14 protein-coding genes are annotated in these 22,485 nt (G+C 55.8%); 11 read left to right on the top strand and 3 right to left on the bottom strand.

All coding sequences use genetic code 11. The annotated features are described in order from the left end of the window. Nucleotides 1-14 precede the first annotated feature (14 nt). The 7 genes from Dvar_RS40050 (at nt 15) to Dvar_RS40020 (ending at nt 9,630) form a co-directional block, all read left to right on the top strand. Complete coding sequence (locus Dvar_RS40050; protein WP_419659056.1) at nt 15-2,735, top strand: molybdopterin-dependent aldehyde oxidoreductase; 2,721 nt, start codon at nt 15-17, stop codon at nt 2,733-2,735. Nucleotides 2,736-3,030: 295 nt separating this feature from the next. After that, a complete protein-coding gene (locus Dvar_RS40045; RefSeq protein ID WP_419659055.1) occupies nt 3,031-5,319 on the top strand; it encodes a pyridine nucleotide-disulfide oxidoreductase/dicluster-binding protein in 2,289 nt (762 codons plus the stop codon). Continuing rightward, nucleotides 5,316-5,528: a DVU_1557 family redox protein gene (locus Dvar_RS40040; protein ID WP_419659054.1), complete on the top strand. Its 213-nt coding sequence runs from the start codon at nt 5,316-5,318 to the stop codon at nt 5,526-5,528. Before Dvar_RS40045 ends, Dvar_RS40040 begins: the two co-directional genes overlap by 4 nt. A gap of 325 nt (nt 5,529-5,853) precedes the next feature. After that, nucleotides 5,854-6,555, top strand: coding sequence for a DVU_1556 family methyltransferase (trsM, locus tag Dvar_RS40035; protein ID WP_419659053.1), 702 nt, complete (start codon nt 5,854-5,856; stop codon nt 6,553-6,555). A gap of 49 nt (nt 6,556-6,604) precedes the next feature. Next, nucleotides 6,605-7,051: a DVU_1555 family C-GCAxxG-C-C protein gene (locus tag Dvar_RS40030; RefSeq protein WP_419659052.1), complete on the top strand. Its 447-nt coding sequence runs from the start codon at nt 6,605-6,607 to the stop codon at nt 7,049-7,051. An 11-nt stretch (nt 7,052-7,062) separates the two neighbouring features. Then, nucleotides 7,063-8,436, top strand: a complete 1,374-nt coding sequence (gene trsS / locus Dvar_RS40025; RefSeq protein ID WP_419659051.1) for a radical SAM (seleno)protein TrsS — start codon at nt 7,063-7,065, stop codon at nt 8,434-8,436. 144 nt (nt 8,437-8,580) lie between these two features. Continuing rightward, on the top strand, nt 8,581-9,630 hold the full coding sequence (locus Dvar_RS40020) for an XdhC family aldehyde oxidoreductase maturation factor (protein WP_419659050.1): 1,050 nt from the start codon (nt 8,581-8,583) through the stop codon (nt 9,628-9,630). A 48-nt stretch (nt 9,631-9,678) separates the two neighbouring features. Here Dvar_RS40020 and Dvar_RS40015 read toward each other — a convergent pair whose 3' ends face one another. From Dvar_RS40015 to Dvar_RS40005, 3 genes are all read right to left on the bottom strand, one after another. After that, nucleotides 9,679-10,539: a GGDEF domain-containing protein gene (locus tag Dvar_RS40015; protein WP_419659049.1), complete on the bottom strand. Its 861-nt coding sequence runs from the start codon at nt 10,537-10,539 to the stop codon at nt 9,679-9,681. Next, nucleotides 10,532-11,698, bottom strand: coding sequence for a nitric oxide-sensing protein NosP (nosP, locus tag Dvar_RS40010; RefSeq protein ID WP_419659048.1), 1,167 nt, complete (start codon nt 11,696-11,698; stop codon nt 10,532-10,534). Before nosP ends, Dvar_RS40015 begins: the two co-directional genes overlap by 8 nt. A gap of 389 nt (nt 11,699-12,087) precedes the next feature. Next, nucleotides 12,088-14,166, bottom strand: a complete 2,079-nt coding sequence (locus Dvar_RS40005) for a molybdopterin-containing oxidoreductase family protein (protein WP_419659047.1) — start codon at nt 14,164-14,166, stop codon at nt 12,088-12,090. A gap of 336 nt (nt 14,167-14,502) precedes the next feature. On the opposite strand from Dvar_RS40005, the gene fdhF reads away from it, so the two are divergent. The 4 genes from fdhF to fdnG all read left to right on the top strand — a co-directional run bounded on the left by fdhF (nt 14,503) and on the right by fdnG (nt 22,448). Then, nucleotides 14,503-17,268 carry a formate dehydrogenase subunit alpha gene (gene fdhF / locus Dvar_RS40000; protein ID WP_419659046.1) on the top strand — a complete coding sequence of 922 codons (2,766 nt, stop codon included), beginning with the start codon at nt 14,503-14,505 and terminating at the stop codon, nt 17,266-17,268. Between the two features lie 75 nt (nt 17,269-17,343). Continuing rightward, the gene (locus Dvar_RS39995) at nt 17,344-18,105 is read left to right on the top strand and encodes a hypothetical protein (RefSeq protein ID WP_419659045.1); all 762 of its coding nucleotides are present in this window, start codon (nt 17,344-17,346) and stop codon (nt 18,103-18,105) included. A 444-nt stretch (nt 18,106-18,549) separates the two neighbouring features. Continuing rightward, complete coding sequence (locus tag Dvar_RS39990) at nt 18,550-19,020, top strand: EF-hand domain-containing protein (protein WP_419659044.1); 471 nt, start codon at nt 18,550-18,552, stop codon at nt 19,018-19,020. Nucleotides 19,021-19,406: 386 nt separating this feature from the next. Further along, nucleotides 19,407-22,448, top strand: a complete 3,042-nt coding sequence (fdnG, locus tag Dvar_RS39985; RefSeq protein WP_419659043.1) for a formate dehydrogenase-N subunit alpha — start codon at nt 19,407-19,409, stop codon at nt 22,446-22,448. Nucleotides 22,449-22,485: the final 37 nt, after the last annotated feature.

Here is a 22,485-nt window from a genome sequence, read left to right as displayed (position 1 = left end):
AATGGGGAGGAATTATGATTTCACGCAACATTATGCTTAACGGCAGCACCAAGACCGTGGTTGCATCGGAAAAGGACAGCTTGGCAGACATTCTGCGGGCCCAGATGGGACTGACCGGTACCAAGGTCGGGTGTAACCAGGGACAGTGCGGCGCCTGTAACATCATCATGGACGGCAAGCTCGTACGTTCCTGCATCACCAAATTTTCTCGCGTTCCCGATGGTGCCCAGGTGACCACCATCGAGGGGATCGGCACACCGGAAGCCCTGCATCCCATCCAGGTCGCCTGGATCGCCCACGGCTGCGCCCAGTGCGGGTTCTGCAGCCCCGGCTTTATCGTTTCGGCCAAAGTTTTACTCGATACAAATCCTTCCCCGACCCGTGAGGAGGTTCGCGACTGGTTCCAGAAACATCGCAACGCCTGTCGCTGCACCGGCTACAAACCGCTGGTCGACGCGGTCATGGATGCGGCCAAGGTGCTGCGCGGCGAAATGGATGTGGATGAACTGCATTTCAAGATTCCCGAGGACGGACGCATCTGGGGTACCAAATACCCGCGCCCCTCGGCTATCGGCAAGGTGACCGGCACACTGGATTACGGCGGGGACCTGGGGCTCAAACTGCCCGAGGACCGGCTCAACATGGCGCTGGTGCAGGCCACGGTTTCCCACGCCACCATTAAAGACATCGATACCGCCGAAGCCGAAAAGATGCCCGGCGTGTTCAAGGTAATTACCCACAAGGATATACCTGGAAAGAACCGTATCACCGGTTTGATCACCTTTCCGACCAACAAGGGGGATGGCTGGGAACGCCCCATTTTGAACGACACCAAGGTGTTTCAATACGGTGATGCCATAGCCATCGTGTGCGCCGACACCGAGCATCACGCCAAGGATGCCGCGGCCAAGGTCAAGGTCGAGCTCGAGCCGTTGCCCGAATACATGAGTGCACCGGCGGCCATGGCCGATGATGCCATCGAGATTCACCCGGGAACGCCCAATGTCTATTACATTCAGAAAATCGCCAAAGGCGATGAGACTGCAACGATCTTCGATTCTGCCGATGTGGTCATCGAAGGCGATTATTACGTTGGCCGTCAGCCGCACATGCCCATCGAACCGGATGTCGGCTTTGCCTATAAGAATGACGACGGCAAGCTGGTCGTTCACTCCAAGTCCATCGGCCTGCAGCTGCATGCGGCCATGATCGCGCCGGGCATGGGGGTAGAACTGGAAGACCTGATCATGGTTCAGAACCCCACTGGCGGTACCTTTGGCTACAAGTTCAGCCCCACCATGGAAGCCCTGGTGGGCGTGGCCACCCTGGTCACCGGTCGACCCTGTTTCCTCAAATACGACTACCAGCAGCAGCAGGCATACACCGGCAAGCGCTCCCCGTTTTTCATGAACATGCGTTTTGCGGCGGACAAGGACGGCAAACTGCAGGCCATGGAAACCGATTACAGCGTGGATCACGGCCCCTACTCGGAGTTCGGCGATCTTTTGACCCTGCGCGGCACCCAGTTCATGGGCGCCGGTTATGACATCCCCAACATCCGCGGTGAAGGTCGTACCGTCTGCACCAACCATGCCTGGGGATCGGCATTCCGCGGTTATGGATCACCCCAGAGTGAGTTCGCCTCCGAAGTGCTCATGGACGAGCTGGCCGAAAAACTCGGCATGGATCCCTTGGAACTGCGATACAAGAACGTCTACCGGGAAGGATCGACAACCCCCACGGGTCAGGCCCCGGAAGTCTACTCCCTGCCCGAGATGATCGACATTTTGCGGCCCAAGTACAAAGCGGCCCTGGATCAGGCCAAGGCCGAATCCACGGATGCCGTTAAAAAGGGGGTGGGCATTTCCATCGGTGTTTATGGATGCGGGCTGGATGGACCTGATGCTTCCGAAGCCTGGGCTGAGCTCAATGCCGATGATACGGTAACCATTTTCAACTGCTGGGAGGATCACGGTCAGGGTGCCGATGCCGGAACCCTGGGTGTGGCCGCCGAAGCCCTCCGGGTAGCCGGAATCACACCGGACCGGATCAAACTGGTGATGAACGATACCAGCAAGGCCCCCAATTCAGGACCGGCCGGTGGTAGCCGTTCCCAGGTCATGACCGGCCAGGCGATCAGGGAAGCCTGCCAGGCACTGCTGGCCGGGATGAAGAAACCGGACGGTACCTATCGCGATTACGCCCAGATGAAGGCCGAAGATATTGCGGTTCACTATGTGGGGCAATGGACCGCGCCGGCCACCAACTGCGATGAGAACAGCCAGGGATCGCCGTTTTCCGTATACATGTACGGCATTTTCATGGCTCAGGTGGCCGTGGACACCGCGACGGGCAAGACCACCGTGGAGAAGATGACCCTGGTGGCCGACATCGGCAGCATCAACAACCGCCTGGTCGTGGATGGCCAGATGTACGGCGGTATCGCCCAGGGCATCGGACTGGCCCTGACCGAGGACTATGAAGATATCAAAAAACACTCCACTCTGGCCGGCGCCGGATTCCCGTATATCAAGCAGATTCCCGATGATATGGAATTGATTTATGTGGAAACACCGCGTAAGGATGGACCGTTTGGCGCTGGCGGGGTGGGCGAGCTGCCGCTGACCAGCCCGCATGCATCGGTGATCAATGCGATCTACAACGCCTGTGGCGTGCGCATTAAGCGTCTGCCGGCATTGCCGGAGAAGGTGTTGGCCGGTCTGCAAGCAAAATAGGAAAGATGATCATCCGGCGTGCCTACCATAAACCAACCGGATGAGTAATCTTTTAAAAAAAAGCGACCTTCGGCAGATTTGTGGCTGAAGGTCGCTTTTGCAGCATCAGGGACGCTGCAAAGAGCCTGTTTGAGAAGTCTGGATTAGGCCCGATAACAAGGCGGAAAGTGGCTCGAAAGCGGCGCATATATGTAATATGTGAGCATTTTGAGATACTTTCCAACACCGTTAGCGGGCCTTAGACGGATTTATCAAACAGACTCTAAGGGAGCAGCCCGAAAGAGAAGGGTGGACGATGGAGCAGACGGAATTACGGCAGTGGGAGAATCGTTGTATCCAGGATGAGCCGGCACCCTGCGTGGCCGCCTGTCCCCTGCATGTGGATGCGCGTGCCCTGGCCGGGCACATGGCCGCCGGTGGGTGGGTCAAGGCACTGGCGGTGCTGAACAAGACCATGCCCCTGCCGGGTATTTTGGGGCGTATTTGTGATGCACCCTGCCAGGCGGTCTGTAACCGAGCAAAGGTGGGTGGTGGGATCCGTATTGCCGAGCTGGAACGGGCCTGTGTGTCCCGCAGTGACAAGCCCAAGCGGGTGCTGCCCCTGCCTAAAAAACCGATTCGGGTGGCGGTGATCGGCAGCGGATTGAGCAGCCTGACCGCGGCCTGGGATCTGGCCCGCAAAGGCTATGATCTTACCCTATTTGAGCCCGGGAACCGCATGGGGGGTGGCCTGATTGATCGTTATGCCGGGCGGCTTTCCGAAGACGCGGTCGGCGCGGAAGTCAAACGCATCGGTCACCTGGGCGTGCAATTTGAAACCGGGGTCGCACTGGACGCGGATATAATAAGGCAGTCTTTTGCCGCCGTGTATGTGGGCCTGGACGGAATTTTAACTGAAATCTGGGGACTGAAACCTGAAGCCAGCCTTCCGGCAGGGCGTTTTCCCGGTGATACGGGAACGGACGGGGTATTTGCCGGCGGTGGCCACCCATCGCCCGTTTGGCAGGCGGCGACTGGGCGCTGGTGCGCCACCTCCATGGACCGCTGGCTGCAAAAGGTCTCCATGGATGCCGGCCGGGAAAACGAGGGGCCTGTAAAGACCCGGCTGATCACCAACCTGGAAGGAATCGCATCCTTGCCGGCGGTGGCCATGGCGGATTCCAAGAATGGTTATGCGGAAGATGAGGCCCAGGCCGAGGCCAGCCGATGCCTGCAGTGCCAGTGCCTGGAATGCGTGAAAGTGTGTGAGTATCTGGACGCATTCAAAGGCTATCCCAAAACCTACGCTCGGGAGATTTACAACAACCTGTCGATTGTCATGGGTGAGCGCAAGTCCAACCGCCTGATCAATTCTTGCAGCCTGTGCGGATTGTGCGAGGCGGTCTGTCCCAATGATTTCGCCATGCAGGACCTTTGCTTGGCCGCTCGGCAGGACATGGTACGGCGCGATAAAATGCCTCCTTCGGCTCACGATTTCGCGCTTCAGGACATGGCCTTTTCCCAGAGCGATGCCTTTTTCATGGCCCGGCATGCGCCCGGACAGTCCCAAAGCCAATATCTCTTTTTCCCGGGGTGTCAACTGGCCGCGTCCATGCCCGGTCAGGTGACGCGGGTTTATGATTATTTAAGAGAAAAACTGGTCGGCGGCGTTGCCATGATGCTGGGTTGCTGCGGCGCGCCAGCCCATTGGTCCGGCCGGCAGGCGCAGTTCTTGACTGAGTTGTCCCGCTGGGAAACCACCTGGAAGGAACTGGGCTGTCCACAGCCGGTGATGGCCTGTGCCACCTGCCTCAAGGTGTTTAAGGACCATCTGCCCAGCGTCGAACCCGTCTCCTTATGGGAGGTGGTTGATAAAATCGGTATTCCCCAGGCGGGGGTGTTCCGGCCCGACGGACCGCTGGCCATCCATGATCCCTGCACCTCCCGTGACGCGCCTGGGGTTCAGGAGGCGGTGCGACGACTGGTTGATCGCTTGAACGTGTCTGCCGAAGAACTGGATCTGGGACGGGAACGCACCGAGTGTTGCGGATTCGGCGGGCTCATGGAAAACGCCAATCCCGACCTGGCCAAAAAGGTGACTGAAACCCGCAGCAGGCGCAGCAACAGCGATTATCTGGCCTACTGCGCCATGTGCCGGGATGTCCTGGCCGGTGTGGGCAAACGCACCGTGCATCTGTTGGATTTGATGTTTCCGGATCAGGACGTCGCTGATCCGGCCGCCCGTCCCAGGACCGGCTGGTCCCGGCGGCGGGAGAACCGTCAGCAACTCAAAAGCGATCTATTGCGCGAGCTATGGAACGAAACCGTGGATGATTCCGGCGAACCGGATCCAGCCATACGGCTTGTAATCGCACCTGAGGTAGCCGAGATTCTGCAATCCCGCCGTATTCTCGAAGAGAACCTGCGCCGGGTGATCCACCATGCCGAAACCGGCGGCATTCGCTTTTGCAATGGTGAAACCGGGCAATTTTTAGGGATGCAGCGCCTGGGCCATGCCACTTTCTGGGTGGTTTATACACCGGCTGTAGATGGCTATGTGGTGCACAATGCCTATTCTCATCGCATGGAGGTAGTAGGGCCATGAAAAGCGAAAATGTTCAACCTGAAGACCTGAAGTGGCGCTGCGAGCGTTGCCAGTGTGATCTGGTGGTAGGACCGGTGGCGGCGACATACATGAACAACCGGTTTACCACGGATTTGCCCTATTGCCCGAACTGCAAAACGGTGCTGATTACCGAACAGGTGGCGACGGGAAAGATGGCGGAGGTAGAGCAAATCCTCGAAGATAAGTAGTGCCCATCCAGAAATGACCGATCGCGGTTCGCAAAAAATCTCAAGTTGGAGACGAACGGTTTACGACAAGGTTGTTTTGTAAAAGTGTTAAGTTTCAAGTGTTAAGTGTTAAGTGGCGGATCGGATCTAATTCTATATAGGAATCGATAGGATACCTGAGTGTGATTTGTATGAATGTCAAATGTCCAATGAAAAATGCCAAATGGTGGTATTCTGTCCATTATAAATCGAAGTTATCCTTCAATTGACATTTGGATTTTGTTATTTGACATTTCTTCGTTCATCTGTGATCTCATATAAAATATCAATACGACCAGGAAGCAAGATGATATCAAAACCCTATGAATCAGACTCTGTGCGGGCTGTGACCGGGCCGACGATCCGGCCCGGCGGCCTGGCGCTCACCGGCCGGGCGACGGATTACTGTGGGTTGGGTTCTGGTGATCGGGTACTGGATATCGGCTGCGGAACCGGTGCCACATCGGTATTTTTAAAGGCCGAATATGGTGTCAGCGTAATTGGGTTGGACCTTTCACGCCGTTTGCTCGCCGAGGCCAGAAATCAGGATCGAGCCCTGGGCCTGGTTCGTGGCAGCGCCATGGCCTTGCCCATCAAGGCAGATGGGCTCAGCGCGGTTTTTTGCGAGTGTGTCTGTTCCCTGTTGCCCGATGCTGCATCGGCGTTGAACGGTTTTTACCGTGTATTGCAGCCGGGCGGCCATCTGGTGATCGCCGACTTGTATTGGCGGACGCCGGACGATGCGCTGACGGTCGACCCCATGGCAACCGGCGGCGGTTGCCTGGCCGGTGCCGTGGACCGACACACCATGGCCCGGCGTATCGAGGCTGCCGGATTCGAGATCGATTTGTGGGAAGATCATTCGGGTGCCCTGAAACAATTGGCTGCCCAACTCGTCTGGGCCGGTGTATCGCTGACCGAATGGTGGGGCATCGATTGTGCGTCGGGTAGCTGTGACAGCGGCCGACGTCCTGGGTATTGCCTGATCGTTGCGAGCAAACAACGATAGTGAATGATGCTCAGATGTGAACACGATTAATGGGAGAAACACTGATATAATGGATGATTACCTAATTCAGATGTTGCGCCTGGCTTCTGCCGGCTACGCCTGCAGCCAGATCATCGTTCAACTTGCCCTGGATGCCCGGGAGGAGGAAAATCCGGCCCTGGTGCGCTCCATGGCCGGGCTGGCCTACGGCTGCGGCGGCGGGCAGGCCAGTTGCGGGGCGCTCACCGGCTGCTGCTGCATGCTGGCCCTTTATGCCGGCAAGGGCAGTGACGACGAGACGGAATCGGATCAGCTTCCGCTCATGCTGGCCGAGCTGACCGAATGGTTCCAAACCCAAGTGGGCGCTCGATACGGTGGCACACTTTGCGAGAGCATTACCGGCGAGGACGGCCCGGCTGCGGCCCGCCAGCGTTGTGGTGAGATTGTCGGCAACACCTTTGCCAAGGCCATGGAAATTCTTACCGTCCATGGAATTGATCCTTACGAGGCGAATTGAAAGCGTTCTTCATGAGTACTTTACCCCAAAATACGCAGAGTCTTTGTCCCGTCTGCCTGGCGCGCATTCCGGCTCAGCGCGTCATGCGCGATGAGCGGGTCTATATAGAGAAAACCTGCCCCGACCACGGACCTTTTAGCGTGCGCGTTTGGGACGGAGAGCCGGCCTTCACCAGTTGGCAGCGGCCCAAGATCCCCACGCATCCGGCCCATCCCGGCCATGCTGTGGAAAAAGGCTGCCCCTTTGACTGCGGCCTTTGCCCGGAGCATCGCCAGCGTTCGTGCACGATTATCCTCGAGGTCACCCAGCGCTGTAATTTGGGATGCCCGGTCTGCTATGCCGATTCAACGGCCGCGGCCGATGATGATCCTTCCCTCTCGACCATCAAGGGTTGGTTTGATGCAGCTGCCCAGGCCGGCCCGGGAAGCAACATTCAACTGTCCGGCGGTGAACCCACCCTGCGGGATGATTTGCCGCAGATCGTTGCCATGGGCAGGCAAGCGGGCTTTGAGTTTATCCAGGTCAATACCAATGGACTGCGTCTGGCCAGCGATGAACCGTTCGTCAGCGATCTCAAGGACGCAGGGCTGTCGTCGATTTTTCTGCAGTTTGACGGCACCGATGATGCCGTTTACGAAAAGCTTCGCGGCCGGCCGCTGATGGCCCAAAAGCAGGCCGTCATCGAGTGTTGCGGCCGGCACGGCATCGGCGTGGTACTGGTGCCGACCCTGGTGCCCGGCGTCAATGATCAGGACATCGGCAATCTGATGAAGCTGGCCGTGGCCCACGTGCCGGTGGTCAGATCGATCCACTTTCAACCGGTGAGTTATTTCGGCCGCTTTTTTCACCCCCCGGCCGATGCGGATCGGATCACCCTGCCGCAACTTATGCGCCTGATCGAAGACCAGACCGATGGCGCTTTTCGTGCTTCTGATTTTTCACCACCGGGTTGTGAGAACTCCCTGTGCAGTTTCAGTGCGAGCTATATGGTGATGCCCGATGGCAGTGTCAAGTCCGTGGGCCGGTCAGGCGGCACCTGCTGCGCCAAGCCTATTCAGGCCGAGGTTGGTGCGGCCAATGCCATCGCCTATGTGGCCCGGCAATGGCGGGCGCCCCAGTCATGCTGTGAGCCGTCCAGCCCCCTTGCGCCGGCAGGTGATTCTACTGGTCCGGACGCCATGGACCTGGATATGTTTATCCAGCGGGCGCGGACGCACATGCTGTCGGTGTCGTCCATGGCCTTTCAGGATGTCTGGAACCTCGATCTGGAACGGGTGCGTGACTGCTGCATTCATGTGATGGCCCCGGATCGCCGGCTGGTGCCGTTTTGCCTGTATAATTTGACCAGCCGTGAAGGGAGGCGGCTCTACCGTCAAAACGGATAATGGCAGCTTCGTAACAAACCCAATGTCCAATTAAAAATGTCAAATGGTGGTATTTGTTTAGGGTTGATCTCGACCGTCTATAACGGTATGGAGAACGCGCGTTTTGTTGAATTGACAAAAAACCAAGTTGAAGGAATCTGACCCATGCGTATCATTGCCAACACCGCCTGTGAACTTCTGGCATCCAACCAACCGTTTGTTCTGGCCACCATCATCAGCCACAGCGGGTCCACACCGCGCACGTCGGGAAGCAAAATGATCGTCACCGCCGACGGCCGTGGCGTGGGGACCATTGGCGGCGGAATTATCGAAGCCGGGGCCATGTCAACGGCCGTGGAATTGATCGGGCAGGAACAATCGGCGGTGATTCCTTTTGATCTGAGTGAACAGAGCGTGGCCACCATGGATATGATCTGTGGGGGGCAGGCAGAGGTGCTACTGGATTATGTGGCGCCGAGCGCTTCCAACCGTACTGTTTTCAGCGCCTGGCGTGAGCTGTTTGCCTCGGGTGCCAGCGGCAGCCTGCTGACCATGGTGAAAAAAAATGGAGATAAAATCAGTGCCGTGCATCACGGTATTGTTTCGGCTCGCGGGGAGATTCTGGGTGACTTGCCGCTGTCGGCCATCGAACAGGACCAGGTGGGGGCGGTGGCATCTTCATCGATGATTCATACCTTAAGCATCATCGATGGTTTCGTGGTCGTGGAACCGGTGGGCCGGATCTGTCGGGCGTTTATTTTCGGTGCCGGTCATGTGGCCCAGCCCACGGCGCATTTGGCCGCCATGGTGGGCTTTGCCGTATCGGTGGCCGATGACCGGGAGGAATTCGCCAATGCCGAGCGGTTTCCCGATGCTGGTGAAATCCGGGTGTTGGAGAATTTTAAAGAGAGTTTTGCGGGACTCCAGCTGAGTCCGGATGACTACGTGGTTATTTTGACCCGTGGCCATCTTCACGACAAAACCGTACTGGCCCAGGCCCTTAAAACCCAGGCTGGTTATATCGGTATGATCGGCAGCCGCAAAAAAAGAGACGCCATTTACTCCGCGCTTTTCGAAGAAGGCTATACCCAGGCAGACATTGATCGCGTGCATTCCCCCATCGGTATTTCCATCGATGCCGAAACCCCTGAAGAAATCGGTGTGAGTATTATCGGCGAGATGATCCAGCACCGAGTGAGGTCAAAGGAGAAATGAGAACTCGGCAGCCGGAGAAAACGATTTATCAAATAGGCTCTTAGGCATTCAGCCCCTGAACGTGATCTTTTCCGATTGGGTTCCCGATGATTCCAAAAATCGGCCCCTTACCTGGTTCCGGCCTTCACGCTTTGCCACATACAATGCGGTGTCCGCTAAATAAATGAGCTGATCGATGGTGGTGTCCGTTGAAGGGACCATGGCGGCAACACCGACACTGACGGTGAGTATCCCGGTATCACTGTCAGCGTGGGGTGCCTTCAGCGAATACACGGCCATCCGGGCACGGTCGGCCACGTGGTAAACGGTCGTATAGTCGGTATTCGGGAAAATGACCGCAAACTCTTCTCCCCCGTATCGGGCGGCGATGTCCGTACGCCGAACTGCCGTTTTTAAAGCCATGGCGACGTGGCGCAGACATTGGTCGCCGGCGGGATGGCCGTAGCGGTCATTGTATTTTTTGAAATAGTCGATGTCGATCATGGCCAGGCCGATGGAATGGTGGGTGCGCAGCGCCCGATTCCATTCCGTCGTCAGTGCTTCCATAAGGCGCCGCCGATTGGCCAGGCCAGTCAGCGGATCAGTCGTACTCAGTTGTTCCAGATGCTCATTGGCCTTTCTCAATGCTTCTTCGATGCGTTGGCGTTCCGCGATTTCCGCTTTCATGCGCTTTTGGGCGCGTTGCAGGGCCCGGTTGATCTGCTCGTTTTCCCGCAGGGCATTTTCCAGTTGGGCTGTACGGCGGCGGACCTTGTCTTCGAGTCGGACCGCTGTCTCGAACAGACCAAAGGCAGATCCCCGAACATTCATGGTTTTTTCGGCACGGTTCATCAGGGCCCGGATGATTTTATTCAATCGAACGATTTCATCGCTATCTTTATCCGGGGGAGAAGACGTGGAATCAGTCATCGGTTCCCTTTACTGTTGTGCCGAAGGCAACGCCGGTCAGTGTTTGGTTGACATGGATGCCCCGGAACTGCTCACCATAGGTATTGAAGCCTGCCAGATTGTGACGGCGCATGATTTCCTCCACCCTTTCCTGCTTTCCATCGCGCAGTACTTCCAGCTTGCGTAAAATGCAGTCGCAGACCAGGATTAGTTGCAGGGGACCTAACGTGCGTTGAAGATCTTCAAGGGTTTGGGTTATATTTTTTTCAATGTTTTCTCCGTGGGCCACTCTGAAAACCAGTCCCTCGTCAATGGCGCAATAGAATGTGAGACTGTTGTCGGCATTCACCTTTTGGATTGATCTGACATAGTTGGTTCCGTCCATCAACACAACGACCGGCGAGGCGGCAAAACAGGTGGGGGACAGGTGACGTTCGTCAAAACCGGTTGCCCTTGCATACTCGATGGCCGCAGGTCGTCCGTTGATTTCCATGACGATACGCTTCTCTGTATCAACTTCGGTGGCCACCAGCCGTTCTTCCCCGGGAATAAAGTGCTGGGTTTTGAATACCTTGAACGGCAGTGGGGTCTTGATCAGGAGCAGGACCGCACTGTCCGTATGAAATCGTCCATTGTGGTAGACACATGTACTGGAAAATCGCATTCCATCGCCGGCTGATCCGCCGATCAGGGGGATGCTTCCCAGTCCCGTCTGCACCACGTGCGCCACAGTCTCCTCTTTCAAGGACAATCCGTCGACCATCAGGAATGCAAAACTATTGTCTGGTGACATATCTTGCATTTGATCTTCCTGCTGCCCAAGCAGGTGTTCGATAAATGCCTGCCCCTTAGCGATCGTGAGTGATCGCAGACCATCGATACGCCCTGTAACGGCGCTGGCGGCATTTTTCGAAAAACTGATGCCCACCAGACTGTGTTCACGGAAACCGGCCGGTCCGATTTCACCGGCGGTGGTGCAGCCGACGACTTCCATGCCGGTGAACAGACGCTGTATTTCCTTTTCCAGTACCCCTAAATCAAAATTACTGGAGCAGAAAAAAAGAACCAACCGCGTGTCCGGTCCAACCACGGCGTCCTTGATTTCGGCGGCGGCGGCCCGTGGATCCGTCGCACATGAATGCCCCGTAAGAAATGGTTTTGTGTTTTCCTTATCAACCATTACGGTCATCCTTTCCGGCGAAGCTGATAACTGGACATCTTTCCCGGTTTTAAAACGTGCTGATTGGATCGTGACAAGCGATTATCATTATTTATTTCGGACAAATGGGGGGTAAACATTAAGTAAATTTGTTGTTGTGTCCGACAAGGCGATTGGCCCATTTGGGCTTTGGGACCAAGGCGCCTTGATTAATGATCGATAAAATGGTTCGGCGTATGGGAAAAAAAAGAGGGGCAGACATGCTGTCTGCCCCAGGGTGGATTCCGAAGGATTGTATTGGCCGACTACTGTCCGGCCGAGTATCGCACCTTACCGATAAAAGGATGAGATACGAAAAATGGCTTTTTGTCTATCTTACTATCTTAAGGCGCGGTTGGCCTTTTAGATGGTTAACACGCTGAAACGGAAACAAAATGTTCCTGCATGGCCATTGCGCCGCCACCTTTATCCCATTTGTCCAGGCCGCCGCACATCAATTCATGGTCGGCCACCCCCTTGCCAAAGGCGCGGCTTTCCACGGGGAGTTGGTGTCCGAACCCGTGCAGCATGAACACTGCTTCGGGATGGATCAGATCGGTCAACCGGGCACGCATGCGTCCTCCCCGGCCATTTCCGCTGATTTCCACCATATCGCCATCGGACAGCCCCAGCTTTGCGCCGGCGCCGGCATTGATCCATAAGGTGTTTTCCGGGACCTGTTCGAACAACAGAGGGTTGTTTACCGTGTGCCCTTGGGTGTGTACGCCACAACGGCCAAACGTGATGCGGAACTGTCCTTCGGGGGGATGGGCACCTTCATAGGGCTTGAGAGACGGAACCCCCTGGGATTCCCATTTTTCATTGATGATTTCAATCTTTCCAGAAGGTGTTTTAAAGGTGGGCTCATCTTTATATAAGGGACCCTTGCCCAGTTGCACGAATCCTTTGGCATCGAAATCGGCCACACTTACCCCGGACCCATCAAGCTGGTAATTCCAGATATCTTCAATGGAATTGAAAGCCAGGGCATCGATACCCAGGCGTTTGGCCAGGCCACACAGAATCTCCCAGTCGGCACGGGTTTCATAACGCGGCTCGACGGCTCTGCGCCGGGTAAACATGTACGGGTTGAGACCGTTTTTACAGGCCAGAATCGACTCCCGTTCCAGATAGGGGGACAGGGGCAGCACCAGGTCCGAATGCCAGGCCGTGTCTGACCAGGTAAAGCTGACTGACATGAGAAAGTCCAGCTTGGACCATTTTTGCTTCATCCGTTCCGGATCAGGAAAGCCCATGAGCGGATCATGGCGATAAGCGATATACGCTTTCACCGGATACGGATCTTCGGTTTCAATGGCATCGAAAGCTAGGTTGAGCAGGCCGGGGCCGGTGTCGAAATGCCCGTATTTCCAACCGGTCCCATCGGCCCGTTTTTCTTCGGGCGAGGGTACCAAATCGGTCAGCTTTTTAAGTCCCTTGCGGCCGACATCGCTGGGTTTGTTGGCCATGGGGAGTCCGCCCTTGGCACCGATTGATCCCAATAGGGCGTTGATAATGTAAATGGTGCGCGACATGTAAAAGGAGTCTTGGTACCGGGCGTTCATCCAGCCTGGATGCCAGAGGATGGCCGGTGCGTCTTTGGCCAGGTCCTGGGCAAAGCTGACGATTTCCGTGGCCGGAATACCGGTTTCCTGTTCGGCCCACTCCGGGGTGTAGGGCTTGACGAACTGCTCCAGTACATCCAGATCCTTGAACCAGCGGTTAACATATTCGGCATTGTAAAGACCGCGGTTGAGCAGGGTATGAATTACCGCCAGGTTAAGCGCGTAATCCGATCCGGGACGGATCATCAAAAATCGGTGGGCCTTGGTAGCCGGTACATTGGCACGGATGTCGATGACGGTCAACTTGCATCCCTTTTCCATGGCCGTCATGAGATCATTGACCTCCTTGACATTGATGGCTTCGAACATGTTGCGCGTCTGAAGGACCACATGACGGGCGTTTTTAAGGTCATAACTGACCCCTTTGCGTCCGAAACCAAACAGGGACAGAGCTGCATGCTGCACGTTGCGGGCACAGGATGCGTCATGATTGCACCAGTTGGGAGAGCCAACACCGCGCACAAAGGCCTGATGAAGATCCCGGAACGGACCGCCACGGTCGGAAAAAAGGATACTCCGGCCGCCATATGTATCAATGACCGACTTGAGCTGTTTGGCGGCGTAGTCCAGCGCCTCGTCCCAGCTGATTGCTTTCCAGTTGCCCTGGCCGCGGTCGCCGACCCGGATCATGGGGCGTTGGATGCGTTCATTGTCATTGATCAGTGCTTTACCGGCTGCACCCCGGGCGCATAGCGCACCATTGATGCCACCCATGTGAGGGTTCCCCTGAATGAAACTGATGGTCCCGTTTTCTGTCTCAACTTTAATGGGGCACCTTACGGTGCACATCCCACAGACGCTGTAGGTAGACTTCTTCTCTGCCATGCGTTGTGTCTCCCGTATATGAAAAAGTTACTGGTTACAAAGATCAATCCTCATTGATCGAATAGCCTAGCGATAAAATGTTGTCAATGCGGAACAATTATTGCGCTTGTCCCAAATAAGAGTCTTTGTGAGACATTTTTAAGATGATTTATGTTGTAATTAAAGTAGGATATGTGTCGAGTGGGCGAAGTGTTCAATATAATCGTCCAAAATCCATTGGAATTGCTGAAACTGATTGACAAACCGATTAATTTCTAATAGCAACAAACGTTATGTCCGAGGTGGCATAAAGAGCGGGTAATACCTACCAATGATTATAATAAAAAGGAGCTGTCCATGACCCAGGGCACCATTATTATCAACGGTTCCCCCTTTTCATTTGAACCCGGGCAGACCATTTTAGAGGTCGCCCAAGCTAACCAGATTCCCATTCCGACGCTTTGCTACCTCAAAGACGCCACGCCAACGGGTGCATGTCGCATTTGTGTGGTCGAAGTCAAGGGGTACAGCACTCTGGTGACCGCATGTAATACACCGGCCGCCGACGGCATGGATGTCCTGACCGAATCCCCCACTGTCGTGGCCTCGAGGCGGGAAACCTTGGAGTTGCTGTTAGCCTCGGGAAATCACAACTGCTCCATTGGTTCAGGCCGTGAGGGCGACTGGAGCGGTTACCAGATGCAGGCTGCCAAATCCGATAATTTCGACACGCTTTGCCCGGCCTGGGGCGATTGCCGGCTCCAGGACCTGGCCTACCAGTACCAGGTGGAGGGGGGCAAATACCCGCGCAAAGAACAACAATACCCCATGGAACTGGCCAATCCGTTGATCGTGCGTGACTTCTCCCGTTGCATCCTGTGCGGCCGTTGTGTGCAGGCCTGTAACGAGGTGCAGGTCAATCGGGCCATCAACTTTGGTTACCGCAGTGCCGACGCCAAGATCGTGGCCGGCGATGATGTCCCCTTGAAGGACTCCAAATGCGTGTTCTGCGGTGAGTGCATCCAGGCCTGTCCTACCGGTGCCTTGACCGAGAAAAAGGCCCGCCTTGACTGGCGGCCTTGGGAGACTGAAAAAGTTCGCACCACCTGCCCGTATTGCGGCGTGGGGTGCCAGCAGTGGCTACACGTCAAGGATGGCAAGATTGTTAAAGTCACCGGGGTCGAGGATGGCTCGCCCAACAAGGGACGGCTGTGTGTCAAGGGCCGCTTCGGCTACGATTTTATTTACTCTGAAGAACGCCTGACCACGCCCTTGATCCGTGAAGGAGACACCTTCCGTGAGGCCTCCTGGGATGAGGCGCTGGATCTGGTGGCCAACAAATTCAAGCAAATTATCAAAGAAAGTGGTCCTGATGCCGTGGCCGGCGTCAGCTGCGCCCGCAGCATCAACGAAGATTCATACCAGATGCAAAAGCTGTTCAGGGGGGTGTTTAAGACCAACAACATCGACCATTGCGCCCGTACTTGACATGCCCCAACAGTCGCCGGGCTGGCGGCAACGTTCGGGTCAGGGGCAATGACCAACTCTTTCTCCGAGTTTTCTCGGGCCAAAATGTTCTTTGTCATCGGTTCCAATATGACCGAGGCCCATCCCGTGGCCTCCACATTTGTGAAAAATGCAGTCCTAAAGGGTGCCAAGCTGATTGTGGCCGATCCCAGACGGCATCGGCTGGTGGATTTCGCCGATATGCATCTGCAACTGAAGGTCGGCAGCGACATCGCCCTGCTCAACGCCATCATGTACGTCCTGATCGAAGAGGATCTTTACGACAAGGAATTCGTGCAGAAAAACACCACCGGTTTTGACGAACTCAAAGAGATCGTCATGAACTATCCACCGGAAAAGGTCGTTGACATCTGCGGTATCGAAGCTGACAAAATCCGTGAAGTAGCCCGCCTGCTGGCTTCAGTGAAACCGGTAATGCTCTGCTACACCCTGGGCATCACCGAACACACCTGCGGCCGGAACAACGTCATGTCCACTGCCAACCTGCAGATGCTCTTGGGCAACATGGGCGTGGAGATGGGCGGCGTCAACCCGCTGCGCGGCCAGAACAACGTCCAGGGCGCCTGTGACATGGGTGCGTTGCCCAACGTCTATCCCGGTTACCAGGCCGTAACCGACGAGAAGATATGCGAGAAGTTCGAGAAGGCCTGGGAAACCGACGGTATGTCCACTCAGCTGGGATTGATGATTCCTCAGATGATGGACGGACTGGTGGACGGCAAGGTGAGGGCTTTTTATATTTTCGGAGAAAATCTGGCCAATACCGAACCGGACATCCACAAGGTAGAACACGAATTGGCATCGGCCGAATTCCTCGTGGTTCAAGACATTTTCCAGAACGAGACCACCCGTTTCGCCCATGTGGTGCTGCCCGCATGTGCCTGGAGCGAAAACAACGGAACCTTTACCAACAGTGAACGTCGGGTCAGCCGGGTGCGCGGTGTCAGCCAGGCACCGGGTGTCTCAAAACCCAACTGGTGGATCTTCAAACAGATCGCCAAACGCTTGGGTCACGATTGGGCATCCAACAGCGGCCAGGAGATCTGGGACAACGAAATTTCGGCGCTGGCTCCCAACCTGGGCGGTGTCAAATACTATCGGATCGAACAAGACGGGCTCCAGTGGCCCTGCCCCACGATCGAGCACCCGGGAACGACGTTTCTGCACAGGGATGGTAACTTTACCTCCGGGCTGGGCCGCTTCATGCCGGCCGAATGGACACCACCGGCCGAGGTGCCCGATGAAACGTACCCCTTAGTGCTCAGTACCGGGCGGCGGCTTTATCACTACCATACGCGTACGCAGACCGGTCGGTGCGAAGGCCTTAACGACCTTCTCGGAGAGGAAACCGCCGACATCTCCTTCGACGATGCCGGTCGCCTGGGGATCGCCAATGGCGAGAAGATACGGGTCAAATCAAGGCGTGGTGAGGTCACCGTACGGGCCAATGTGACGCCCGAAGTTCCTCAGGGGATGGTATGGATGGCGTTTCACTTCAGGGATGGTAATGCCAACTGGTTGACCAATGCGGCCTTTGATCCGGTGACGCTGACCGCCGAGTACAAGGCCTGTTCCGTAGCCCTTGAAAAATTGTAATCGTTTATGTTGTCTTAAAGCGGCAGCTTGAAAACACTAACACGGTTTTCAAGCTGCCTTTCAAAGGAGTGCACTGTGCAATCGTCGTCTTTATCCACTGTCTATGACCTGTTTAGCGACCATGATCCCTATTGGGGACAAGATCCATGGTTGACCTTCAACCAGCAATTAAACCGGGATGCCACCGGGCTTCCCAACGAAGCCTTCCTTGATCAGGCGCTGAAGATGGCTCTGGATCTGGAAATCGTCGATCCACGTGTGTTCTGGCTGACCATTTCAAGAATTGCCGAGCTGGCCATCAAGCTGGCCGGCGATTACGCCGACAGTTGCGAGTTCCAGGCCGCTGGTGATCTGCTGGTCAATCCCAGACGGATTGATGTTTATCAACGTGGCAACACGGCAAAAATTCAAAAAGATCGACACAGCGGGTTGAGTGATCAGTTTGCGGCCGTTATCGGCAGCGAAAATCCGGTGACCTGGCTCAAACGCGAAACCCATCTTCAGATCAAAAGCGAGGCCCTGCTGCCCCATTTGAAGGGGAGTTTACAATCATCCCGGTATATGACCGCTGATTATTTACACGGATTTGAAAAGCGTATGTGCCGGGTGTCCGATACGATCGCCTTTTTGTCGGCATGGAATGTGACCGATAATCGAGAACTGTTTAAACGAATTCAACATGCCAGCTCAACGGAACAGGCGTTGATTATTGGCAACCTGTGCTATTTCGATGATCGATATTTTGTTGAAATGGGAGAAAATATCAAAAGCATTATCCTGCGCGGTGAGGGGCAAAGCCGGTTCCTCAAGCGCACACCGACAATCTGCCAATCCTGATCGAAAAAGCCTTTCATTGTTTTGCCAAGCCACCCGAAACCGTCCTGTTGACCGTTTCCGATGGTTTCGGATGTCTATTTGCCAGTGTTGGTGAAAAGCCGTATTAAAAACGGCTCACCAACGCCTTGCCTGCCGCCTGTGATGCAGGATCTAAAAACGATTAAAATCGACAGAATGCCTCATTCAATGTTCGAAGTTGGACGTTCGATGTTCGACGTTTATTGGTCTGAATTTTAGCCCCCTTCGAGGGGGCTTCATCAAACCACCTGCTCTGCGGGTGGTCGGTGATTTCCTGTATGAAGTTACAAAGAGTTACCGAAGCATAACGCAACTGCCATAATGGGCTGTTTATTTAAGGCGATATCTTTGATTAACCGGTCGCTCAACAGTTGTGGCGAACAAAGCCAGATCGTTAATCAAAATAAATCGTCAAGGAGGTCTTTTATGGTGATCAACAGCATTGGCTCAGCTTTTTCCAACACGGGGCAAATGGCAGGCATGGGGCGTCGGCCGAGCCCTGCCGAGATGTTTGACAAAATCGATGAAGACGATGATGGCAGTCTGAATGAAGCCGAAGCGCAGGGGATTGCCGACATGATCAGCGATGCGACGGGTGAAGATATGGCTGTTGAAGATCTGATGGCCGCTTATGATGAAGACGGTGATGGGGTCCTCAGTGAGGAGGAAACCCTGGCCGCTCTGGAAGCCAACCGACCGGAAGGACCGCTGCCGTCTCCGGAAACAGATCATGGGGATCTGGCCACCCGCTCATGGTCGCAGACGGGCAGCATTGAAAATTATATGATGATGGCCAACCTGGACAAAGACCAGAGCCCATCCTCTGTTCTGGAAATGCTCGGTGGTGAATCGATTGCTTCATCCGGGCCGCGATTTTCAGTGAACACGATGGTCTAGAGAAATGCCCATTACCGGGTGAGCGCATCAGCGGTTAATCGCGACGCATTGGCAGATTCGTCAATATGATATCACTCCAATCAACCCGATTGTCGCCAATACCGAAGGGCTTCAAAAGGCAAGGTGCTGAGAGTGAGAAACACCAATACCCATTTAGCGTGAATCTCACACCCACACGGCATCTGAAGCCCTTCGGCGCTGCTTGAAAAAGAAGATCAAGACGCTTTCAATCCCAATTGATCAAAGCCGTGATAACGGCTTGGCATCCTTCCCATCACTCGCTGTAACCTTTTTGTAACCCCCTTCGTTGTATCATTGCAGACATATCCATCGGCAGGTATCTGCCAATTTTCACCAAAAAAAGCTACTTTTGAAAGGAGGAGGCTATGGCCTACAACCGGAGGGACTTTTTGAAAGTCAGCGGTGCGGGTATCGCCGGACTTTCGCTGATGCAGCTGGGATGCAGCGTGAAGCAGGTCAAGGGGTATGCCAGCGGACTGAAGATCGATGGCGCAAAGGAGGTGATCAGTGTCTGTCCGTTCTGCTCGGTCAGCTGCCACATCATCGCCCATGTCAAAGACGGCCAACTGGTCAGCACCGAAGGCGATCCCGATTACCCCATCAATGAAGGGGCCCTGTGTGCAAAAGGGGCGGCCATGCTTTCACTCACCCGCAATCCACATCGCGTGACCACGCCGCTTTACCGGGCGCCATACAGCGATCAATGGGAGCAGAAGAGCTGGGACTGGGTGCTGGACCGTATCGCCCGGCGTGTTAAACAGACCCGCGATGCGGGCTTCACGGCCACCAATGCCAAGGGGCAACAGGTCAACCGCCTGGAGAATCTGTTTACGCTGGGCACTTCGCACATGGACAACGAGGAATGTGCGCTGGTGCATCAGGCGGTTCGGGCGTTGGGGGTCGTCCATCTGGACCACCAGGCCCGCATTTGACACAGCGCCACAGTTGCGGCTCTGGGAGAGTCGTTTGGACGCGGTGCAATGACCAACCACTGGATCGACATTAAAAATGCCGATGCCATCCTCATCATGGGCAGCAATGCTGCCGAACACCACCCGATCTCTTTCAAATGGGTTCTCGACGCCAAGACCAATCGCGGTGCCGTAGTGATGCATGTGGATCCAAAATTTTCACGAACGTCGGCGCGCAGTGATTTCCATGTTCCGTTACGGTCCGGGACCGACATCGCCTTTTTGGGCGGTATGATCCATTATATTATCGAAAACAATAAGTTTTTTCACGACTATGTGGCCAATTATACCAATGCGGCCCTGATCGTTGGCAAGGATTTTGGCTTCAAGGACGGTCTTTTCTCCGGGTATGATCCAAAGACACGCCAGTATGACCGCAGCAAGTGGGCTTTTGAACTGGGGCCCGATCAGGTACCGCTCAGTGACACCACTCTCAAGCACGACCGCTGCGTCTTCCAACTGCTGAAAAAGCACTATTCCCGGTACACTCTGGACAAAGTCTCCGATATCACCGGGGTTTCCAAAGCCAACCTGATGCGGGTGTATGAAGCTTATGCGGCTACCGGAATTCCCGAGAAATCCGGCACCATTCTCTATGCGCTGGGATGGACCCAGCACACGGTAGGGGTCCAGAACATCCGCTCGGCCGGCATCCTGCAACTGCTTCTGGGCAACATCGGCGTTGCCGGCGGCGGTATCAACGCCCTGCGTGGCGAGCCCAATGTTCAGGGCTCCACGGACCATACCCTGCTTTATCATATCATTCCGGGGTACATGGCAACGCCACGGGCCGACTGGCCCACCCTGGCCGATTACCACCAGGCCAACACCCCGGTGAGCAATGATCCTGAAAGCGCCAACTGGTGGCAGCACAAGCCCAAGTATTTTAACAGCCTGCTCAAGGCCTGGTTCGGCGATAACGCCACGCCGGAAAACGGTTTTGGCTACGGCATGCTGCCCAAGCTGGATAAAGGTGAGGACTACTCCTACCTGTTCCTGTTTGACCGCATGTACCGCGGAGAAATCGAGGGTGGCTTTATCCTGGGGTTGAACCCGGCCAACAGCGTGGCCAATGCCAACAAGGTCAGGGCAGCATTCGACAAGCTGGACTGGATGGTGGCGGTGGATGTGCACAACAGCGAGACCAGCGACAACTGGCACCGTCCGGGAGTGGATCCCAAAACCGTGAAAACCGAGGTTTTTCTCCTGCCGTCGGCCCATCGCCTGGAAAAAGCCGGTTCGGTGACCAACAGCGGCCGCTGGATGCTCTGGCACTATGAAGCGGTCAAGCCTCCGGGGCAGGCGCGGACCTTTGGGGACATGTTCGTGGATCTGATGAACCGGGTGCGGGGCCGTTACCAGGAGGAAGGCGGTAGCTATCCGGATCCATTGCTGAAAATGGCCTGGCCCGACGCCTACGATCCGGAAACCGTGGCCCGGCGCATCAACGGCGTCTTCACCCGGGATGTTGTGGTCAAGGGCAAAGCCTATCGCAAGGGGCAGCAGGTGCCCAGTTTTACGGCCCTGTCCGACGACGGCTCGACCCTTAGCCTGAACTGGCTCTATTGCGGCAGCATTACCGAGGAGGATGGCAACAAGGCCAAGCGCCGGGATCCTTCACAGACCGACATGCAGGCGCGGATCGGCCTTTTTCCCAACTTTGCCTGGTGCTGGCCGGTCAACCGCCGCATTCTCTACAACCGTGCATCAGTGGATGCCAATGGCCGGCCCTGGAGCCCCGACAAGGCGGTGATTGCCTGGCAAGGGGAAAAATGGGTCGGTGACGTGCCCGACGGCGGCTGGCCGCCGATGGCCACTGGCGAGGGGCGCCATCCGTTTATCATGCATCAGCACGGCTTTGGCCAGCTTTATGGCCCGGGACGCGCCGACGGGCCGTTTTCTGAGCATTACGAGCCGGTGGAAACACCGGTGGTTCGCCATCCGTTCTCGAGCCAGCTGAGCAGCCCGTGTTTCAAGTCTGTTAAAAGCGAGATGGATCGTCTGGCCCCGCCGGCCGATCCCAAGTATCCCATCGTGCTGACCACCTACAGTGTCACCGAACACTGGTGCGGGGGAGGAGAGACCCGCAACGTGCCTAACCTTCTGGAAGCCGAGCCGCAGCTCTATGTGGAAATGAGTCCGGAACTGGCCGGAGAGAAGGGGATCGCCAACGGAGACGGTGTGGTGGTGGAAAGTGTGCGTGGACGGGTCGAGGCCATTGCCATGGTCACCGTGCGCATGCGGCCGCTGATGGTTCAGGGCCGCATGATCCACGAAATCGGCATGCCCTTTTGCTTCGGCTGGACCACACCCAAATGCGGTGACGGCGTCAACCGGCTGACCCCGGCGGTGGGGGATCCCAATACCACCATCCCGGAATTCAAAGCCTGCTGTGTCAATATCCATAAGGCAGACCAGCTGACCGAACTGGCTTAAACGGTGATGGGGCAGCTTTGATCTGCCCGCCATGCAA

This window comes from Desulfosarcina variabilis str. Montpellier (genome assembly GCF_048565275.1).
GTDB classification, from domain to species: domain Bacteria; phylum Desulfobacterota; class Desulfobacteria; order Desulfobacterales; family Desulfosarcinaceae; genus Desulfosarcina; species Desulfosarcina variabilis.
The sequence above is the reverse complement of the archived record's forward strand: the minus strand, read 5'-3'. Positions and strand labels throughout refer to the sequence as shown.